Origin of the sequence: Candidatus Hinthialibacter antarcticus (assembly GCA_030765645.1) — a bacterium.
GTDB lineage: Bacteria > Hinthialibacterota > Hinthialibacteria > Hinthialibacterales > Hinthialibacteraceae > Hinthialibacter > Hinthialibacter antarcticus.
On the sequence record JAVCCE010000042.1, the window covers coordinates 1 to 17,282 of the forward strand.

19 protein-coding genes and 1 tRNA gene are annotated in these 17,282 nt (G+C 53.0%); 9 read left to right on the top strand and 11 right to left on the bottom strand.

The window, feature by feature from the left end; all coding sequences use genetic code 11:
• The 3 genes from P9L94_10300 to P9L94_10310 form a co-directional block, all read right to left on the bottom strand.
• Positions 1-124, bottom strand: a 124-nt coding sequence (locus tag P9L94_10300; protein ID MDP8244460.1) for a GTP-binding protein, incomplete at its 3' end; no start/stop codon positions are given.
• A 37-nt stretch (positions 125-161) separates the two neighbouring features.
• Positions 162-234: transfer RNA gene (locus tag P9L94_10305), tRNA-Thr, on the bottom strand.
• A gap of 126 nt (positions 235-360) precedes the next feature.
• Entirely contained in the window at positions 361-984 is a 624-nt protein-coding gene (locus P9L94_10310; GenBank protein ID MDP8244461.1) for a hypothetical protein, read from the bottom strand.
• A 178-nt stretch (positions 985-1,162) separates the two neighbouring features.
• Here P9L94_10310 and P9L94_10315 point away from each other — a divergent pair, with 178 nt between their 5' ends.
• From P9L94_10315 to tsaD, 5 genes are all read left to right on the top strand, one after another.
• Entirely contained in the window at positions 1,163-2,197 is a 1,035-nt protein-coding gene (locus P9L94_10315; GenBank protein ID MDP8244462.1) for a glycosyltransferase family 9 protein, read from the top strand.
• Positions 2,198-2,271: 74 nt separating this feature from the next.
• The gene (locus P9L94_10320) at positions 2,272-3,162 is read left to right on the top strand and encodes a hypothetical protein (protein ID MDP8244463.1); all 891 of its coding nucleotides are present in this window, start codon (positions 2,272-2,274) and stop codon (positions 3,160-3,162) included.
• The gene (locus P9L94_10325; protein MDP8244464.1) at positions 3,162-4,382 is read left to right on the top strand and encodes a peptidoglycan DD-metalloendopeptidase family protein; all 1,221 of its coding nucleotides are present in this window, start codon (positions 3,162-3,164) and stop codon (positions 4,380-4,382) included. The genes P9L94_10320 and P9L94_10325 overlap by 1 nt, the downstream gene beginning before the upstream one ends.
• An 88-nt stretch (positions 4,383-4,470) precedes the next feature.
• Positions 4,471-5,916: a S41 family peptidase gene (locus P9L94_10330; protein MDP8244465.1), complete on the top strand. Its 1,446-nt coding sequence runs from the start codon at positions 4,471-4,473 to the stop codon at positions 5,914-5,916.
• Positions 5,897-6,886, top strand: a complete 990-nt coding sequence (gene tsaD / locus P9L94_10335) for a tRNA (adenosine(37)-N6)-threonylcarbamoyltransferase complex transferase subunit TsaD (protein MDP8244466.1) — start codon at positions 5,897-5,899, stop codon at positions 6,884-6,886. Before P9L94_10330 ends, tsaD begins: the two co-directional genes overlap by 20 nt.
• Here tsaD and P9L94_10340 read toward each other — a convergent pair.
• The 8 genes from P9L94_10340 to P9L94_10375 all read right to left on the bottom strand — a co-directional run bounded on the left by P9L94_10340 (position 6,857) and on the right by P9L94_10375 (position 14,904).
• Positions 6,857-7,807, bottom strand: a complete 951-nt coding sequence (locus tag P9L94_10340; protein MDP8244467.1) for a hypothetical protein — start codon at positions 7,805-7,807, stop codon at positions 6,857-6,859. The genes tsaD and P9L94_10340 overlap by 30 nt on opposite strands.
• Positions 7,804-8,982 (bottom strand): ribonuclease HII, encoded by a 1,179-nt coding sequence (locus P9L94_10345; protein ID MDP8244468.1) that lies wholly within the window; start codon positions 8,980-8,982, stop codon positions 7,804-7,806. The genes P9L94_10340 and P9L94_10345 overlap by 4 nt, the downstream gene beginning before the upstream one ends.
• 52 nt (positions 8,983-9,034) lie before the next feature.
• Positions 9,035-9,586, bottom strand: a complete 552-nt coding sequence (locus P9L94_10350; GenBank protein ID MDP8244469.1) for a transposase — start codon at positions 9,584-9,586, stop codon at positions 9,035-9,037.
• Between the two features lie 174 nt (positions 9,587-9,760).
• A complete protein-coding gene (gene ilvC / locus P9L94_10355; protein MDP8244470.1) occupies positions 9,761-10,801 on the bottom strand; it encodes a ketol-acid reductoisomerase in 1,041 nt (346 codons plus the stop codon).
• Between the two features lie 52 nt (positions 10,802-10,853).
• Positions 10,854-11,372: an acetolactate synthase small subunit gene (gene ilvN / locus P9L94_10360; GenBank protein MDP8244471.1), complete on the bottom strand. Its 519-nt coding sequence runs from the start codon at positions 11,370-11,372 to the stop codon at positions 10,854-10,856.
• A gap of 14 nt (positions 11,373-11,386) precedes the next feature.
• Positions 11,387-13,213 carry a biosynthetic-type acetolactate synthase large subunit gene (gene ilvB / locus P9L94_10365; GenBank protein MDP8244472.1) on the bottom strand — a complete coding sequence of 609 codons (1,827 nt, stop codon included), beginning with the start codon at positions 13,211-13,213 and terminating at the stop codon, positions 11,387-11,389.
• A gap of 594 nt (positions 13,214-13,807) precedes the next feature.
• The gene (locus P9L94_10370) at positions 13,808-14,149 is read right to left on the bottom strand and encodes a hydrogenase maturation nickel metallochaperone HypA (protein ID MDP8244473.1); all 342 of its coding nucleotides are present in this window, start codon (positions 14,147-14,149) and stop codon (positions 13,808-13,810) included.
• Positions 14,150-14,559: 410 nt separating this feature from the next.
• Positions 14,560-14,904: a hydrogenase maturation nickel metallochaperone HypA gene (locus tag P9L94_10375; protein MDP8244474.1), complete on the bottom strand. Its 345-nt coding sequence runs from the start codon at positions 14,902-14,904 to the stop codon at positions 14,560-14,562.
• Positions 14,905-15,028: 124 nt separating this feature from the next.
• Between P9L94_10375 and P9L94_10380 the strand changes: the two genes are divergently transcribed.
• The 4 genes from P9L94_10380 to P9L94_10395 are packed head-to-tail and all read left to right on the top strand — an operon-like array spanning position 15,029 to position 17,248.
• Positions 15,029-15,646, top strand: coding sequence for a hypothetical protein (locus P9L94_10380; protein ID MDP8244475.1), 618 nt, complete (start codon positions 15,029-15,031; stop codon positions 15,644-15,646).
• Positions 15,643-16,179 carry an NPCBM/NEW2 domain-containing protein gene (locus P9L94_10385; protein MDP8244476.1) on the top strand — a complete coding sequence of 179 codons (537 nt, stop codon included), beginning with the start codon at positions 15,643-15,645 and terminating at the stop codon, positions 16,177-16,179. The genes P9L94_10380 and P9L94_10385 overlap by 4 nt, the downstream gene beginning before the upstream one ends.
• Before the next feature lie 15 nt (positions 16,180-16,194).
• On the top strand, positions 16,195-17,043 hold the full coding sequence (locus tag P9L94_10390; GenBank protein ID MDP8244477.1) for a hypothetical protein: 849 nt from the start codon (positions 16,195-16,197) through the stop codon (positions 17,041-17,043).
• Positions 17,036-17,248, top strand: coding sequence for a DUF1289 domain-containing protein (locus tag P9L94_10395; GenBank protein MDP8244478.1), 213 nt, complete (start codon positions 17,036-17,038; stop codon positions 17,246-17,248). Before P9L94_10390 ends, P9L94_10395 begins: the two co-directional genes overlap by 8 nt.
• Positions 17,249-17,282: the final 34 nt, after the last annotated feature.

Sequence of the window (17,282 nt, forward strand, 5' to 3'; positions counted from 1 at the left end):
AAAAGCCCCGCTTGGCCTGGACGGTAGTAATCGCCGCCGTTAACGTCGTCTTGCCGTGGTCAACGTGACCAATCGTGCCCACGTTTACGTGCGGCTTCGTCCGTTCAAACTTTTCCCTCGCCATGGTGGTTCCTTCCTCGTTATATAGAAAAAAATCTTAAAGCCCACGACCAGGTTTGAACTGGTGACCTCATCCTTACCAAGGATGCGCTCTACCGACTGAGCTACATGGGCTTGTTGTTTCGTTGCTAGAAGCGCCGAACAATCTTTGTATTTTAACAGAACGAGAATCTTATCCAAGAGGCGGACAATGTCAAGGAACCAAAAACCTTTAGGACGTAAGAATTTGATAAGATGCGGTTAATTGGGCTTTTTTTCCATTTCTTTTATCACGCGATAGATGCCTTCTTCAACCAAAGGGATGCGCGGGGCGATTTCGTATTCCAGAACGTCGGAGAGTTCCAGCATACGGTTTTCTTGCACCATCACGGTTACGTGGTCTAAGAATTTGTGGATTTCTTCATTGATCGCCAAAAAGGTGCGGCCTTCAACGGTGACCATATTTAAATCAAGCCCGGTGACCAGAATGGCGCTTTGGAAGCCCTGGTAGAGTTCCGCCCAGGTCGCTGTAACTTGTTCTAACAGTTGCATGCCGTCTTTTTCAGCGCCTGATTGAATTTTGCTGGAGGTTTCAATCAGAGCCTCTTTGATGCGCGGCATATAACTGGCGATTTCATGTAAGACTTTGTGGGCGAGATTGCGCGGTTCTTCTGAAATCAGGCGCATATTTTGGCATTGACCCACGGTCATTTGCGACAACTCAGGGTCGTCCCAACCGCCAATATGGCGCCCATCGAGCACAATCTCGCTGATAACGCGCTGGCTTTCTTTCAGTTCAAGCGAAATTCGCTCGACCACTTCGCGCAACGTCGCGTCGCCGGTTTCAGTAAAGTCTATGGGTTGGTCGTCAAGAACAAGTTTCATTACAATCTCTTTCGGTTCAAACTGTAACGATAAATTGAATTTACTCAACTCATAATTTCATTTTTTCTGAAAAAAATACAGGTTTGCGACCGGGTGTACTATCTTATCCCTTGAAAAGCCGTCGTTTTCAATCAAGTGTATCACCGCGAATGCGACTACGTCTTCAACTGGGATTCCAATGAATAAAGAAGGCAATCCAGAAATTATCGGCGCTTCTGCGCGCTCTGTCATCCCTACGGACGGGATTGAGCGCATATTATTCGTGCGGCTGTCTGCGTTGGGCGATTGCATCTCATCCATGCCGGTTTTGTGCGCATTGCGGCGGCGGTTTCCTAAGGCGCATATCGCATGGCTTATCCAGGATAATTCGCTGCCCATCATCCAAAATTTAAAAATGATTGATGAAGTGATCGTGTTTCCCCGCGCGCGTTGGCGCGAGCAGCCGCCCTTTCGAGTGAATTGGCGCGAGGCGTACCGGTTGGTGCGCCATTTGAGGATGCGGCGCTTCGATCTGGTGGTGGACGTCCAAAGCAACAGCAAAAGTTCGGTGTTGTCATGGTTGTCTGGCGCTAAATATCATATTGGTCACGGAAAAGGGCAAAGCAAAGAAATCAGCCATTGGTTTATTAAAACGCCGGTCGCGCCCGACCCCAACCAGACGCACATCATCCCGCGCAGCCTGAAATTATTGGAACCATTAGGCGTCAAGGTCGAGACGCCGGAATTTTCATTGCCAAAAGACGACGCCGCCAATACGAGAATGACAAAATGGCTGGAACGAAAAAAACTGGCGCCGAAATCCTATTGCCTGCTAGCGCCGTTTTGCAGCACGACCGAAAAAGAATGGCCGCCGATGCGGTACTCAAAATTGGCGGGCCTGTTAGCGAACAATGGGACGCCGGTTGTGGCGTTAAATGCGCCCGGGCGTGAAGAGACCGTCAAACAGATCGTCAAAGACGCACAATCGCCGCAGGTTTTCGCCGGGCCGTCGACGAGCATCGTCGAGATGGTCGAGTTGGTCCGCATGGCGAAGGGCGCGGTGGGCGGCGACACCGGGCCGATGCAAATAGCGGGCGCGCTTGGAGTTCCGTCGATTGCCTTTTTTGGCCCGACTGACCCCAACCGTACCGGCCCGTGGGGGCTTGATGCGGCCTTAGATATGCAGGTCGAAGAAGGCCCCGCGTTTGACGCCATTACCAAGGCGATGCGTTAACCGTTGATTGATACGCATCCATTCGCCACACTATGTTGATCTCGGAAACTGAACGGACGATTGCGGCTACCTGAATGAACCAACGAACCCTGCAAAACGTATTGTACTCCACCCATATTGCTTTGGTTGTCATTCTCCCGGCCTGCGTCGCGTTTTTGTCGCTGACCCGTATGCACTTTCGCGCCGAACAAGAGCGCTCGCAGTTTGCCAATTTGCCTGTGCAACTGGCAGTCCGCACCGCGCCCGGCGAAGGGGCCGGGCGCCTCAACGCGCTCGCGAATTCCATCAATTCAATCGACGGCGTCAATCATGTAAACCTGGTCTCGCCGATCCCTGCATGGCAGGGCGATGATGAATATCAAGACGAATGGGCTTCGCTCTGGCAGGCGAATTCCGCGTCAATCATCTATGTGACCGCAGAACAGGCGGCTGACCCCATTTCCGCCGCCAATCGGCTGCAAGAAGAAATCGCGGCGCTTGGCCCCTTTCAAGAAATTGTCTGGAACCGTGACGATTTTCAAGAGTCAGAAAGTGAACGCCAGATTTTACGCCAACACCGCACCCACATGACCTGGATGCTTTTAGTATTATTGTTCGCGGCCTCGGCGGGATTGGCGCTCAGCTATCCGTTGCGTTTTCGCCGCCGGTTTGTGGTACGTACCGGCGGAGGCGGGGCCGGGTCGCAAGTCAGCCCCGAAATGGTCTGGGGCGCGATCATGTTGGTGCACTGCATTCTGGCGGTGCTCATGTTTGTCCTCTTGTTTTTTCTTGGCTACGTTACGTTCACGTTTCCGCTTGCGCCGGATGGGCGCCCCAGCGTATTCGCGTTGTTTATACAGGGCGTGTTTTGCACAGCCGCTTTAACGGCGGCGGTGAGCGCTATCGGGTGGTGGTTGCCCACAGATGAAATTGATGCCGTCAATTTGCTGCGTCCGCCGTCTATCCCTTGGGACAGAGAAGACTAATGCGCATCGGGCTGATTTCTCTGTTTTTGCTGTTTGCCGTTACGCTGGTCGCGTTGGCGCAAGACGTAGGCCCCGACCCGAGTGCGTTAAAAGCGCAGCTATTAGAAGAACAGGCCCGCGCCAGAAAAATTGAGTCTCAACGGTTGAATCTGGAACGCAATGTCCAGGTTCGCCAAAAGCGCCTGAAGTCAGTCAACAAAACCTTACAGATTTATGAATATAACATCGAACAAGCCCAAAAGGTGCTTGAGGGCGCCCAACGGGAAATTGATGGCATCCAAAAACGCAACCTGGAACGTCTCGAACTCTTTCGCGCTTGCTCGTATTCAATTGAGGGCCAGTTGGTGCGCAATGTGGCCGATTCGAGGTTGATTCAAGTGCGGGGAGAGTCGATTCAACGCACGGCGGCGCAGATTGCGCAAGATTTGTTCGCCGCGATGAAGGCTGAAGGGCCGCGCTTGATAGAATTACAGCGCATTGTCGATGAGAAAAAGGCCTACCAGCAGCGTATTCGCAATGTGTATCTTCCTGCTGATTTGCAGAAACAAGAGACCCAAGAAGACATTATTCTAAAAAATGTAGAAGCCTTGCAAGAAACCCAAGCGGCGTCGGTCGAGATTTCATCTTCAATCCGAACCTTGAAAGAGAACCTGCAAGCGGCGCAACAAAAAATCGAGAAATTACAAGCGACGTTTCAGCGCACCAAAGCGGCGCCGACGCCGATTGCGTCAATACCCGACGCGGTGAAGCCGCCGATAACGACCGCAAGCGCAGTGCAGTCTGTCACCAACCGCTCTCAGGCATTTACCCGGTTTGAAGATAAAAAAGGTCAGATGTCTTGGCCTGCCGAAGGGCGCCTCGCGCGTCCGTTTGGGGAATACGCTCACCCGACTCTTCAAGTGAAAATGACCAATGCGGGCGTGGATATCGAGACGGAACCCGGCGCCGCGCTGGCGGCGGCCGCTGACGGCGAAGTGATGTATGCGGGTGAGATTCCCGGTATGGGCGAATCGGTCATACTCGACCACGGCGGCGACTATCTGACTGTGTATGGCAACTTGCGCCCCCGCGTTCAAAAAAACGACTGGGTAACCGCCGGGCAAGTATTAGGCAGCGTCAACGGAAATAGCGCCGGACGCGCGGTTTACCACTTTGAATTGCGCAAAGGCAACGCGCCGCTCAACCCGATTGTTTGGCTGCGACGGCTCCCTAGCCTGTAAATTCATGCAATGCCGCTATAATGTTTGAATGTAAATACAACATTGTAAGAATTCTTCGCAGAAACTCTTTTAGGAGAAATGACTCGCAATGGCGTCTCCCGGAAAAAGACATATAGGGCTGTTTTTTGGACTGCTTTTAATCGTGCTGGTCGGTTTGGGTATGGGTGTGCAGCGCACGGTCATGGCCATCGACGACTTCGACGAAGGCATGAGGAAAATCAAACTGCTGGCCAGCGTCTTGGCGAAAATCCAAGAACAATACGTCGATGAAGACAAGGTCAACACCGAAGACCTCATCAACGGCGCCATCCACGGCATGTTGGCGACGCTCGATCGCTACAGCGTCTATATGGAGCCGACCGAGGCCAAGGAATTCAACGACCAGACCCAGGGCCAGTTCGGCGGGTTGGGCATCCAGATCGACGTGGTCGACGGCTGGCTGACCGTCATCGAACCGCTGCCCGGGACGCCCGCAGCCGAAGCCGGACTCACCAGCAGCGACCGCATTGTCGAGATTGAAGGCGAGTCAACCAAGGGAATCACCATCTACGGCGCCATCCAAAAACTCAAAGGCGAACCGGGAACGCAAGTCACGCTGACCATTGCGCGCCAGGGCGAAACCGCACTATTTCAGCGCACTGTCACACGCGCCATTATTAATACCAAAGCCGTCGAAGAAGACGAAATCCGTATGCTGGACGACCATATCGGGTATGTCCGCTTGCGCGACTTTACCCGCGACGCAGGCGACGAATTAGAAGAAGGCATCCGTGAACTTCAAACCCGGGGGATGGACGCGCTGGTTCTCGATTTACGCGACAACGTCGGCGGTTTGCTCGATGTCGCTGTGAAAATATGCGACCTGTTTGTGGATAAAGGCGAAGTGATTGTTTCTCACCGCAAGAACCGGACGGACTACAACGAACCGCGTATTTACCGGGCGCAACGCGAGCCAATCGGCGACTTTTTCCTTGCGGTGTTGGTGAATGAATTTTCCGCCAGCGCCTCAGAAATCGTAGCGGGCTGCGTCCAAGACCACGGACGCGGCGTCATCGTCGGGCCTGCCGGACACCGCACCTTCGGTAAGGGTTCCGTGCAGACATTGATTGAGGCGTCAGAGTTGCAGGGCGGCGCCTTGAAGCTGACCACGGCGAAATATTACACCCCGTCAGGGCGTTCGATTTCAGACGACAAGGGCCTGTTGCCAGACGTATTTGCTCAAGTCAATGATGAACAGCGCATCGCCATCCGCCGCGCGGGCAAAGTCGGCGTCTTGCCCAAAAATATCAGCGGCGACGAACCCAAAGAAGAAAAACCCATCGAAGAAATTGAAGACAGCAAAGAAAAAACCGAAGAACCCGAACCCATCACGGTGGATGAAGTGTTTAATCCGCACGATGAAGCGGGCGTGGACGCAGCAAACGACGATTTGTATGACGAAGAACTCTTTGCGGCGTATCAGTGCTTAAAGGGCGCGTCTGTTTTGAACTTGAACCTCAATCGGCGATATAGTCTTGCGAATCCTCGGAATTGAAACCTCCTGTGATGACACCGGCGTCGCGATAGTCGACGCCGGAAACGGCGTACTGACCAATCTGGTCGCGTCTCAGGTCGATCTCCATCGGCCTTACGGCGGCGTCGTGCCCGAAATCGCTTCCCGCGCCCATATCGAAAATCTCAGCCCGCTGGTGCAACGCGCCTTGCAGGACGCCAGCGTGAAATTCAGCGACCTGGACGCGATTGCCGTCACCTATACGCCCGGCTTATCGGGGTGTTTGCTGGTCGGCGTGTCGTACGCCAAGGCGCTGGCGTATTCGCTGGGAGTCCCGCTGATTGGGGTGAACCATCTCGAGGCGCATATCTTCACCAGTGCGCTTGACGTCGCGCCCGAAGATCAGCCGCCGTTCCCTCATTTATCGCTGCTGGTTTCCGGTGGACACACCGCGCTCTATCGTATCGACAGTTGGACGCAGCAAACCCTGCTTGGTAGCACAAAAGACGACGCGGCGGGCGAGGCGTTCGACAAAGTCGCCAAATTGCTTGCTCTGGGTTTTCCCGGCGGGCCGGTGATTCAAAAACGCGCTGAAGGCTACGACGGCGAGTGGATCGAGTTCCCGCGCCCGATGCTGCATCAAGGTTTGGATTTTTCATTCAGCGGCCTCAAAACCGCCGTGCTGCAAAAAAGCCGTGAGAAAGAATTATGCGAAGACGACGTGACCCAGATCGCGGCGTCGTTTCAGCGCGCGGCGGTGGATGTGTTGGTGAGCAAGACCCTGAAAGCGGCTAAGCAATTTGGTTTGCGCGATATTTCCCTAGTCGGCGGGGTTTCGGCGAATAAAGCCTTGCGCGAAGAACTCACCCGCCGGGCGTCCGAAAAGGGATGCAAGGTGTACTTGCCTGATTTCAAATATGCGATGGATAACGGCGCCATGGTGGCGGGACTGGCCCATCACTACTACCAGGAAAAGCGCTTCTCAGACCTCACCCTCAACGCGATTGCGTGAACCCCAAAACGCTTTATACAAGGCCGCAATAAAGAGAACTGCCCCACCGAGTGCGGACGCAATATAAATAGTCGGCCCGGTCGCGATGCGCTGGTTGTTCAATAATAGAAGGGCGTAAACGCCAATCGCCGCTGCGGGCATGGCGAGCAGGCAAAGTAGCTGCATCAGCGATGGTTTTGAGTAGATTTGTTCATCTAATGATGACTTCGGGTTTCGTCGGTTTCGATTTAACGCCCAAAGCGTGATCCCTACACAGAGTGGAAATACCCAAAGCGCATGGATGTTAGCCGGGACGGTGACGAAGCAAAAATATATCACGCAGATAGCCAACACCAGGCCGCCTTCGGTGCGCGGCGGGGGGAACGCGCCTGGTTGAATCCAATTTGACCCAAGCAAGCCGCCGATAAAAAGTAGGGACGTAATCGCGGCGTAGATGCAGTATTGAGGCAGCGGGGTGATTTCACCCGTTTCGATCCACCACCAGACCGACCAAAGACCCCAGAATAAGCCGAAGACCACCGCATGACTGAGTAAGGGGAACAGGCGTTTCTCTCGTAACCGGCGGCGCGTGATGTACCAGCCTTCATACACGACGATCAAAGCGTGCCACGACAGCCCGGTGATGACAATGCTGAGCGGCAGGTCGTCATACATGGTTTGCACCACCAGACCTTCGATGAACCAGCCATACAGCGCAGCGGCCAAAACAACGCCCGCCCATTCATGGACGCGAAACGACTGGACCGTCCAGAGAAACACATAAGCCGCAAGGCTATACAACACTAGCGTCGGAATAAATTGGCTGCCGAATTGACCGATAGAATCAAACCGCCCCCAAAACACCGCTTCCGCCAGCGCATAAAAAATGCAGCCTGTGAAAAGCGACAGCGCCACTCGTTTTGAAAACGCTTGTATATTCATCGCAACTCTTCCTCCACCCGAAAGGCGTCTTCGATGTGCTCGATCTGCGGCGCCTCGCCTTTGGGCGTATACACGCTGATAACATCGTAGCGGATATCCCAGCCGTGCAGTAAATCTCTGTCGAATAAATAGCGTTCTGCGGTTCGGATCATCGTCTGTGCTTTGCGTTTGGTGATGCTTTCCAACGGCGCGCCGAATTTGTCTGACGTACGCGTTTTGACTTCAACGAAAACGATAAGCATCCCCCGGTTGACGATCAGGTCGATCTCGCCGCCGCGTATTTTGTAATTGCGTTCCCAGATCGCGTACCCGTTGTCTTCCAGCAGCCGGGCCGCGACGTTTTCGCCGCGCTTGCCTTTTCGCAAAGTGGATATTTTTTTCGATGCTTGTTTGAGCGCTTCGAGACGATACTTGCAACGCTGTTGTAAGTAACTCGCCTCTATTGTATCCAACCTGGACGCTTCGATTTGGTTCCCAATCGCCATCAGTGCGTCTATCTGTTTGCACGGGGCGACCTGTTTCATAAACGATTGAAACGCAGGCGTGGGGTCGCAGGCGAGCAGGTTTTCCTGCACGGGGCCATACTTCGTGCGGTGCTCTTTGCAGGCGCCGAAAATTTGTACTGCGGCGCGATGGTATTCGGTCGGATAGCCCTTGTGTTGCGCGAACCCGTAGGCGGGGTGTTCGCGGTCGAGCGCGACCATGATGCGGTCGCGCACCACTTTGGCGATGATCGACGCCGCCCCCACGCATAAGCAACGCGCGTCGCCTTTGATGACCGCCTCGCCGGAAAGCGTGATCTCCGGGTAGTCGCGTCCGTCAACCAATACATACCCGGGCGGCTTTGGAAGTTTTTCGACGGCGCGTTTCATCGCCAAAAGCGACGCTCTGCGGATATTAATGGCGTCGATCTCTCGCGGCGAGGCTTGCGCGACCGAGTAGGCGTACGCGTGCTGGATGATGCGCTCGTACATCTGCTCGCGGGTGGATTCGGACAATTGCTTGGAGTCGTTGATTCCCGCGAACGCGCTGTAATCGCTGTCGTTAGAGAGGATCACCACCGCCGCGACCACCGGGCCTGCCAGCGGTCCGCGCCCGGCTTCATCCACCCCCGCGATCAGCCCGGCCTTGCGCTCATGCAACGCATGTTCAATATCGTATTTTGGATCGATCATGTAGGTATGGTACAGAAAGTAGGGTGGGTTCTTAACCCACCGTTACAGCGTATCATTCTCCCGTACAAGTATTCATCATTGTTGTAGGTTCACTGCTTCCCCAATTTATGTCATACCATTCTTTTTCAACATATTTTTGGAATGATGAATATTCCCAATCTTTTGGCGACGAAACGTATCCATGCTTCACCGGGTTGTAATGAATATAATCCAAATGGTGGTGAAAATCATTTTCATCTCGGATGAAATGTTCCCAATAACGTCGTTGCCAAATGCCTTTTTCGTTTTTTTGAATTTTCGATTTTGATATATTTGTTTGAGATTGAATTGCGCTTTGATAATTTCGCGTGAATAGCGACTTGATGATTTGCCATCGCGTTGAAAAGTCGTTGTCATCTTCAGGCAATTTCCAAATCGTGTGAATATGATCGTGGAGCAAGACGAATCCTTCAATCGTAAATGGACGTTTTCCTCTTGCGATGTTGATGGCTTGTTTTAAGCAATTCCGTGCGGATTGAGATGTAAGTATCGGGCGTCGGTTATGCGTGACGACCGTGAAAAAATACATTGCGCCTTGTATGTTCGCCCGTCGATAGTTCGGCATGATATCATGTGCGTTTTTCAGAACATTTCATGGTGGGTTAAGAACCCACCCTACGAATTTTATAAATATTACCACATAATTCATAAAAAACCGGAGGCGTCTTTCGGCGCCTCCGGCGGGTGATGAATCGTAGTAACCTAATGTAGGGTGGGTTCTTAACCCACCACAAGAGTCTTACTTCTTTTTCAACCACGACATCAGGTTGCGCAGTTCGGCGCCGGTGGTTTCGAGTTCGTGTTCGGCGTCGCGTTTGCGAAGCGCGTTCAATTTCGGACGGTTGGCTTGGTTCTCAAGGATCCATTCCAAGGCGAACTCGCCGTTCTGGATTTCTTCGAGAATATCTTCCATTTCCATCTTGGTTTCTTCGGTGATGATGCGCGGCCCGCGTGAGAAGTCGCCGTATTCGGCGGTGTCAGAAATGCTGTCGCGCATCCCGGCGAGGCCCTTCTCATAAATCAGGTCGATGATCAATTTCATTTCGTGGACGCATTCAAAATAGGCCATTTCAGGCTGGTAGCCCGCATCGACCAGGGTTTCGAATCCGGCTTTCATCAGCGCGGTCAAACCGCCGCAGAGAACCACTTGCTCACCGAACAAATCGGTTTCGGTTTCTTCGCGGAAACTGGTTTCGATCACGCCCGCGCGGGCGCCGCCGATGCCTTTGGCGTAAGCAAGCGCGTTGTCTTTGGCGCTGCCGGAAGCGTCTTGTTCGACCGCGATCAAGCAAGGGACGCCGCCGCCTTCGGTATACACACGGCGCACCAGGTGACCGGGGCCTTTGGGCGCGACCATGATGACGTCGACGTCAGCAGGCGGGATAATCTGGCCGTAGTGAATGTTGAACCCGTGCGCGAACAGCAGGGTTTTGCCCGCTTTCATTTCCGGCGCAATGGCGTCGTTATAAACCATCGGTTGGAACTGGTCGGGAACCGTAATCGTAATCAGGTCGCCCTTTTTGGCGGCTTCGGCGGCGCTCATCACTTCAAAGCCGTCCGCTTTGGCTTGGTCAAAGTTTTTGCCGGGTACTTCGGCGACAATTACGCTGACGCCGCTGTCGCGCAGGTTTTGCGAGTGGGCGTGTCCCTGGCTGCCGTAACCGATAATGGCAACGGTTTTGCCTTTGAGTAAGTCTAAATTCGCATCATCATCATAGTAAATCTGAACCATCGTTTCGTTCTCCTCGTGGTATCCTCTGTAACAAACAGAATATCGTATCGGGTTCCGCCCGGTTTGGCTAGAAGCAGCCGCCGGGCGCCCGTGTCTTGCCTTAGACCAATGCTGGAGCGGCTTGATCGGATTTGACCAACCCGCGCGCCATGGCGACGCGTCCGCCGCGCGCGACTTCTAACACTTCGTACGGCGCCAGCAATTTCAAAAACGCCTGAATCTTGCCTTCGGAACCGGTCGCTTCCACCGTCATGGTGTGAATACCCACGTCGGCGATATGCGCCCGGAAAATATTTGAGATTTCAACAATCTCCGACCGCTGATCGGGTTTGATTTTCAGTTTGACTAAAACCAACTCGCGGTTGATGATGTCGCGGTCTTCCATCGAAAAATCGCGGCATTCATGCACGTCAATCAATTTGTTGAGTTGCTTGCGCACTTGATCGAGAATCTTGTCATCGCCGGGCGCGACGATGGTCATTCGTGAAATTTTTGGATTTTCGGTTTCCGCGACGGTCAAACTTTCGATATTAAAGCCGCGCGCCGAAAACAAGCCCGCCACGCGAGCCAAAACGCCGGAGCGGTTTTCCACCAACACATAGAACACATGTCGTCTCATCGGTTTTTCCTTTCTTAGGACATCCCGTCCACAATCTGGTCTAGCGACGCGCCGGCAGGCACCATCGGGAACACGTTTTCTTCGCGTTCAACCCACACGTCTAAAATCGCGCAGGTCTTTTGCTGCAAGCATTCTTTCATCGCGGCCTTGAGTTCGCTGCTTTTGGTGACGCGCTTGCCCCAACATCCATAAGCGTCGGCCAGTTTGGCGAAGTTCGGGACATAGTCGGAGTTCATCCAATCGCCGGGCGTGGTGTCGGTTTTCTTCTTGCCCGGTTCAGGGCGCGTTAACAGCGTCGCGGCGTAATTTTTGCCATAGAACATATCTTGCCACTGACGCACCATACCCAACCAACCGTTATTCATAATGATGACCTTTACCGGTAAGTTGTGATACACCGCCGTCGCCAATTCTTGAATGTTCATCACCACTGAACCATCGCCCGCAATACAAACCACTTGGCGTTTGCGGTCGGGCCATTGCGCGCCGATGGCGGCGGGGAAGCCGTAGCCCATCGTGCCCAGGCCGCCTGAAGTCAACCAGGTGCGGGGTCGGGTAAACGTATAATATTGCGCCGCCCACATCTGGTGCTGGCCCACTTCGGTGGCGATGATGGCGTCGTCGTCAGTGAGTTCATCGACAACCTGTACCAACTCTTGAGGCTTGATGAGGTCGTTGGTGTTTTTCGTGTTATAGCGAAGCGGATGCTTGCGCTTGATCTCATCCAGTTCTTCGAGCCATGCTTTGGTATCGCAGCGTTTGGCGACTTTATTGAGTTCTTTGAGGATGTATTTCACATCGCCGACCAAATCGACATCCACCGACACGTTTTTGCTAATGGATGACGGATCAATGTCCATGTGGACAATTTTGGCGTTTGGCGCGAATTCTTCGATCTTTCCGGTGACGCGGTCGTCGAAACGCGAGCCGGTCGCAATCAAAACGTCGCAGCGTTGCACCGCCAGATTTGCGTAGACGGTTCCGTGCATGCCCAGCATGAGAAGCGCAAGCGGGTGCGTTTCAGGAAACGCGCCCAATGCCATCAAGGTTGTGGTGACTGGCGTGTTGGTCTTGGTCGCGAACAAAAATAGTTCGTCCGCCGCATTGGCGTTAATCACGCCGCCGCCGACGTACAGCAAGGGCCGCTTGGCGTTTTTAATCAGTTCCCACGCCGCCTTGATGTTTTCTTTTGGCGGCATGATCTGCGGATTGTATCCAGGCAGGTCCGGTTCTGTCGGGTAGACATAGTCTTCCAGCGTTCCCTTTTGGATGTCCTTAGGGATGTCGATCAGCACCGGGCCGGGGCGCCCTGTGGCGGCGATGTGGAAGCAGTTGCGCATGAGTTGCGGCAACTCCTCAATGGTTTGTACTAAATAATTGTGTTTGGTGACTGAGCGGGTGATGCCGACCACGTCCGCCTCTTGAAAGGCGTCGTTGCCGATCAGACTGGTTGGAACCTGGCCGGAGATGCAGACCAGCGGGATCGAATCCATCTGCGCGTCAGCAAGCCCAGTAACAGTATTCGTTGCTCCAGGGCCGGAGGTGACCAGCGCACAGCCGACCTTGCCAGTCGCGCGGGCGTAGCCTTCCGCCATGTGGAGCGCGCCTTGTTCGTGACGCACCAAGACAAACTCAAACTTGTCTGATTGCGTAATCAGGTCGAAGACCTCGATAATGGCGCCGCCAGGGTAGCCAAAGACGACTTCAACGCCTTCACGCTCCAGTGCGTCGACGACGATTTCCGCCCCCCGCATGGGGCGCGGCTGAGTTTTCAAGGCTTTTTTCTTGCCCTTGCCTTTGGCTTTGGCCGTTGCTTGTTTCGGCCCGGTTTTGCTAGGCATGGTCCGTCTCCCTTCGTTAGGTTCTCTCGTGTTTTGTTTCCCCGTTGTCTACCCGCTTGGGGCAAAGACAATAAAAAAGCCGTGGACTGTCGCCCACGGCTTCGAGGTTGTTGTTTTAGGTGTCTTACGCAGCCATCCTCGAGGCAGTGGGCGTCATCGCGTCGTCTACTACGACGACGAGGTTCGCTACTACACTGACGACTACGAGAAGAATGGCGTTTGATATCATAATTTTTTTAGTTATCGTTAGATGAGGTGAAAACTTAATCGCAAATCACTTCTTTGTCAAGGGAATACTGAGAAAATCCTAAAAATTCAAATGAGCCGGATGAAATGTTAGGCAAAAATCAATCTATTGACTCGATAGGTTCCTGGATATGAAATTATCTTGCATCAAACACTGCGATTAATTCATTAATAATGATTTTGTGCAATTTGTTTCGTTTTAGCGAATCTCGTCCCGTTTTCGGAATTCCATTTTGGCACACTGGTTCAATATGAAGAAGGCGTCGTGCCCCATATTTGGGACGAGACGCCTTCTGTTTATTACTTAATTTAACTAACTGATGCTGCTGTCTTCATAAATGTGGCGAGTTAATCAAATTTGACTTCAATCAATTCGAGGTCTTTTGTTTCGTCAAATTTCATTGATCCGCCGCATTCGGGGCAGATAAACAAGTGGCCCACCAGGTCTTCTTCGCTAATGGTTTGAGTCAGGCCGCAGTCGTCGCAGTAATGGACGAACTCGCCCTGGTCAATCACCAGTTCGGACCCTTCAAGCGCAGTATGATCTGTTAATGAGTTGTATGCTTTGCGTAACTCCTCATCGGAAAAAATAGCGCCTTTACGTAAGTGAACTTCATGCACATGGGCGGAGCCGTTGGCTCGCTCGTTCAGTTGGCTGACCAGCCGTTCAACATTTGAATACTCATACATTTTTCCGCGTCTCCTTAGGAAATCCTAAAAGTTGTTTTTACCCCGTGGCGAAATAGGGAGCCGTTTCGTCCGAGGAGATGCGGGCTCTTCAAGAGTCCTTGTTAAGCCTTCGTTTGCAATTCACATACCAATAAGGATTTTTTTTTTACGATTACTTCATAAATGCGAAAAAGGCGGTTAAGAGCAAATGTCATTAACTTAAGGGGTGGCAAGCCAAGGCATAGTAAAGTGAGAGCAGACCTTGATGCAACGAAATCAAAATATCAGGCCTGTAGGGGCGCAACGTGTTGCGCCCGAATCCCCCCTGGCGCTTTCAGCGCCGTCCCCCCTTAAAAAGGGGGGCTAAACGTCTTAAGTCAATGACATTGGGTTAATGGCTGGGGGCGTTCATGCAAAAAAATGAGGAATTCTCAAACTTTGATTTCGAGAACTTCTAAGCCCGAGGCTTCGTCGACTTGCTCGGCGTGGCCGCATTCGGGGCAGATGTGCAGGTGTCCGACCAGGTCGTCGGCTTCGACGGTTTCGGTAAAGTTACAATTTGGGCAGGTTTTTTCGACAGAGTAGGCTTCAACGATGAGTTCGGATCCTTGCAACGGCGTATCGACAGTCAACATTTCAAAGGCCTGAATCAACGCGCCCTCTGAAAACGTACTTCCACGGCGTAGGCGGACGGACTTTAATTGATTGGCGCCCTTTGACTCTAACTCTTTCTTGAGCTGGTTGACCAAATCTTCGACGATAGAATATTCGTGCATGAGGGCGACTCCCTTATTGGCAATGTTGGCTGGCTTCGTTATGATGAAGTCGTATGTTCGTGATATTATATAGTGGCTGGTTTTATCTGACTTGAAAAGGACTACCGCAACTGCGGAATATGAAATGATGTCTCTGTTTAAATGGTTTAGTTGTGCAATTCTCATCACCCTGTCAATTCATGCTTGGGCTGACCGGGTGCATCCTCTCTCATTGCCTGAGATCGCCGCATCCGCCGCAACCATCTTTGAAGGCGAATGCGTTGACATTCGCAGCGGCGTTGATGAACAGAGCGGCCTCTTGGCGACTTGGTACACCTTTAAAGTCACGAACCGCATCAAAGGCGATTTGAGCGAAACCTTCACCTTCAAACAATACGGCGGCAGCGACGGCGAGCGCAGGATTGCGTCTCCCAGCGCCCAATATGAAAAAGGCAAGACGGTGATTGTCTTTCTATATGGAACTAGCAAGATTGGTTTTTCTAGCGCCGTGGGGCTGACCCAAGGCAAATTCAGCGTAATCGAACACCCTGCGACAAAAAAAATGGTGGTCAGCAACGGCATGCCAGCGGCGATTTTATTTAAGAATACGCCATTTCTGCCTGCGGCCTACGACGGGCAGGGCAAGCGATTGCAAGGGGCCAAACAATTACAAGCCAAACAACTCGACCACAACGAATTTATCGCTGTGGTACAAGAACTCATTGAATCCGCCAGCAAAGACGCGAAAAAAGAGAAAGAATGACTACTGATACGCCGACATCTACCACATCCTGGACGCCTTTGCAAATCGCGTTTCTGATCATTCTCGCTATCTCATGCGCTGGTCTGGTCTGGAACGCCTATGCGCCCGCAGACATTCCCTTCGCCGATCTGAAATTTGAAGCGTTGGAAGGCGACTCGGAACCGCTGATTAATATTGGCTGGAACCAGCGCCCCCTACAAATTCAAAATAAAAACTACCCCATCGGCCTGGCTGTCGAGACCGACTCGCTGATTGAGTTGCGCTATTTGCCGAATGGATACCGCTATTTCTCGGCGGAGATTGGCGTCTCGGCTGACGAAGCGGCGGGCGGGCCGAACGGGATCGTATTCACCGTGCTCTCTGAAGGGACGGTGTTGTATCAAAGCCCGGTGATGCGCCCGGGGATGCCGCCGCGTTTGGTGTGGGTTCCCGTGCTCGACCGGCAGACGCTCGCGTTAAAAACCGAACGCGCCAGCGACGATGCGCCGGGCGGACGCGCCGTGTGGGCACTAGCGCGGTTTGTACATCACTAAGAATGACCACCTCCTATGCAACCAATTATTCTTGCTCATGGATTTCTTGGCTTTCGGCGCTTTCTGCTCTGGAAACATTTCGACGGCGTTGCCAAAGCGTTGCGTAAAGCGGGCTATACCGTCTTGCAGCCGCTGGTTCACCCTACCGACTCGATCCAAAACCGCGCCTCGCAACTCGACCGCGCTATACGCGCCGCGTACGGCCCCGATGAACCCGTACACATCTTCGGACACAGCATGGGCGGGCTGGATGCGCGTTTCATGGCCTCGCCGAACGGGCTAAACCAAGGGCATCGCATCCGCACTATCACCACAATCGGCACGCCGCATCATGGGTCTCCGGTGGCGGATTGGATTCCTGAATTATTGATCCCCGTCTTCTGCGGCGGGGCATACATCTTGAGCAATATGCCGTTCGACCGCGACAGCCGTCGCCTCGTGGGCCGCATTGGCGAGAAGCGCTTTAACGGATTGCGGCAACTGCGCCCCAACTATATCGAGGGCGAGTTCAATCCAAATACGCCTGACCACCCTGCTGTGTATTACCAGTCGTATGCGGGATGTCTGGATGAAAAACGGGTCGGGTTTCCCCGTACGTTCTCGTGGCGGCGCATGAAAGGCATCGCGGGAGATAACGACGGGATGGTCCCGGTGAACTCCGCCAAATGGGGCGAGTTTCGGGGCGAGATTTCTGCCGACCACGGCGCTTTGGTGGGGTTGCGGATTGTTCCATTCATCAAATCGCATCATAACCATATTGCGTTTTTTTTAGACTTGGCGAAAGAACTGAGCGAGCGGGACGCCAGACAAGCGTCTCATACAACTGCGCAACTCAATGAAGAATTAAAGAGTCCACATGAATAAAAAGCCGTTATCTCACCGTTCTCCCTGCGTTGGAATTTGTCAGTATGATCCTGACGCGGAACTGTGCGTCGGTTGTTTTCGTAATTTCGCTGAGATTAGCGATTGGCGCGAGTTGCCGCCCGAAGAGCAACAGCGAATCATGCGTGAAGAACTGCCGAAGCGCGCCAAACGATATTCCAAGTCCTTCGAGAATAAATACCGCTAAACAAACAACCGATCAATCGGCTTTTTTTGATTAG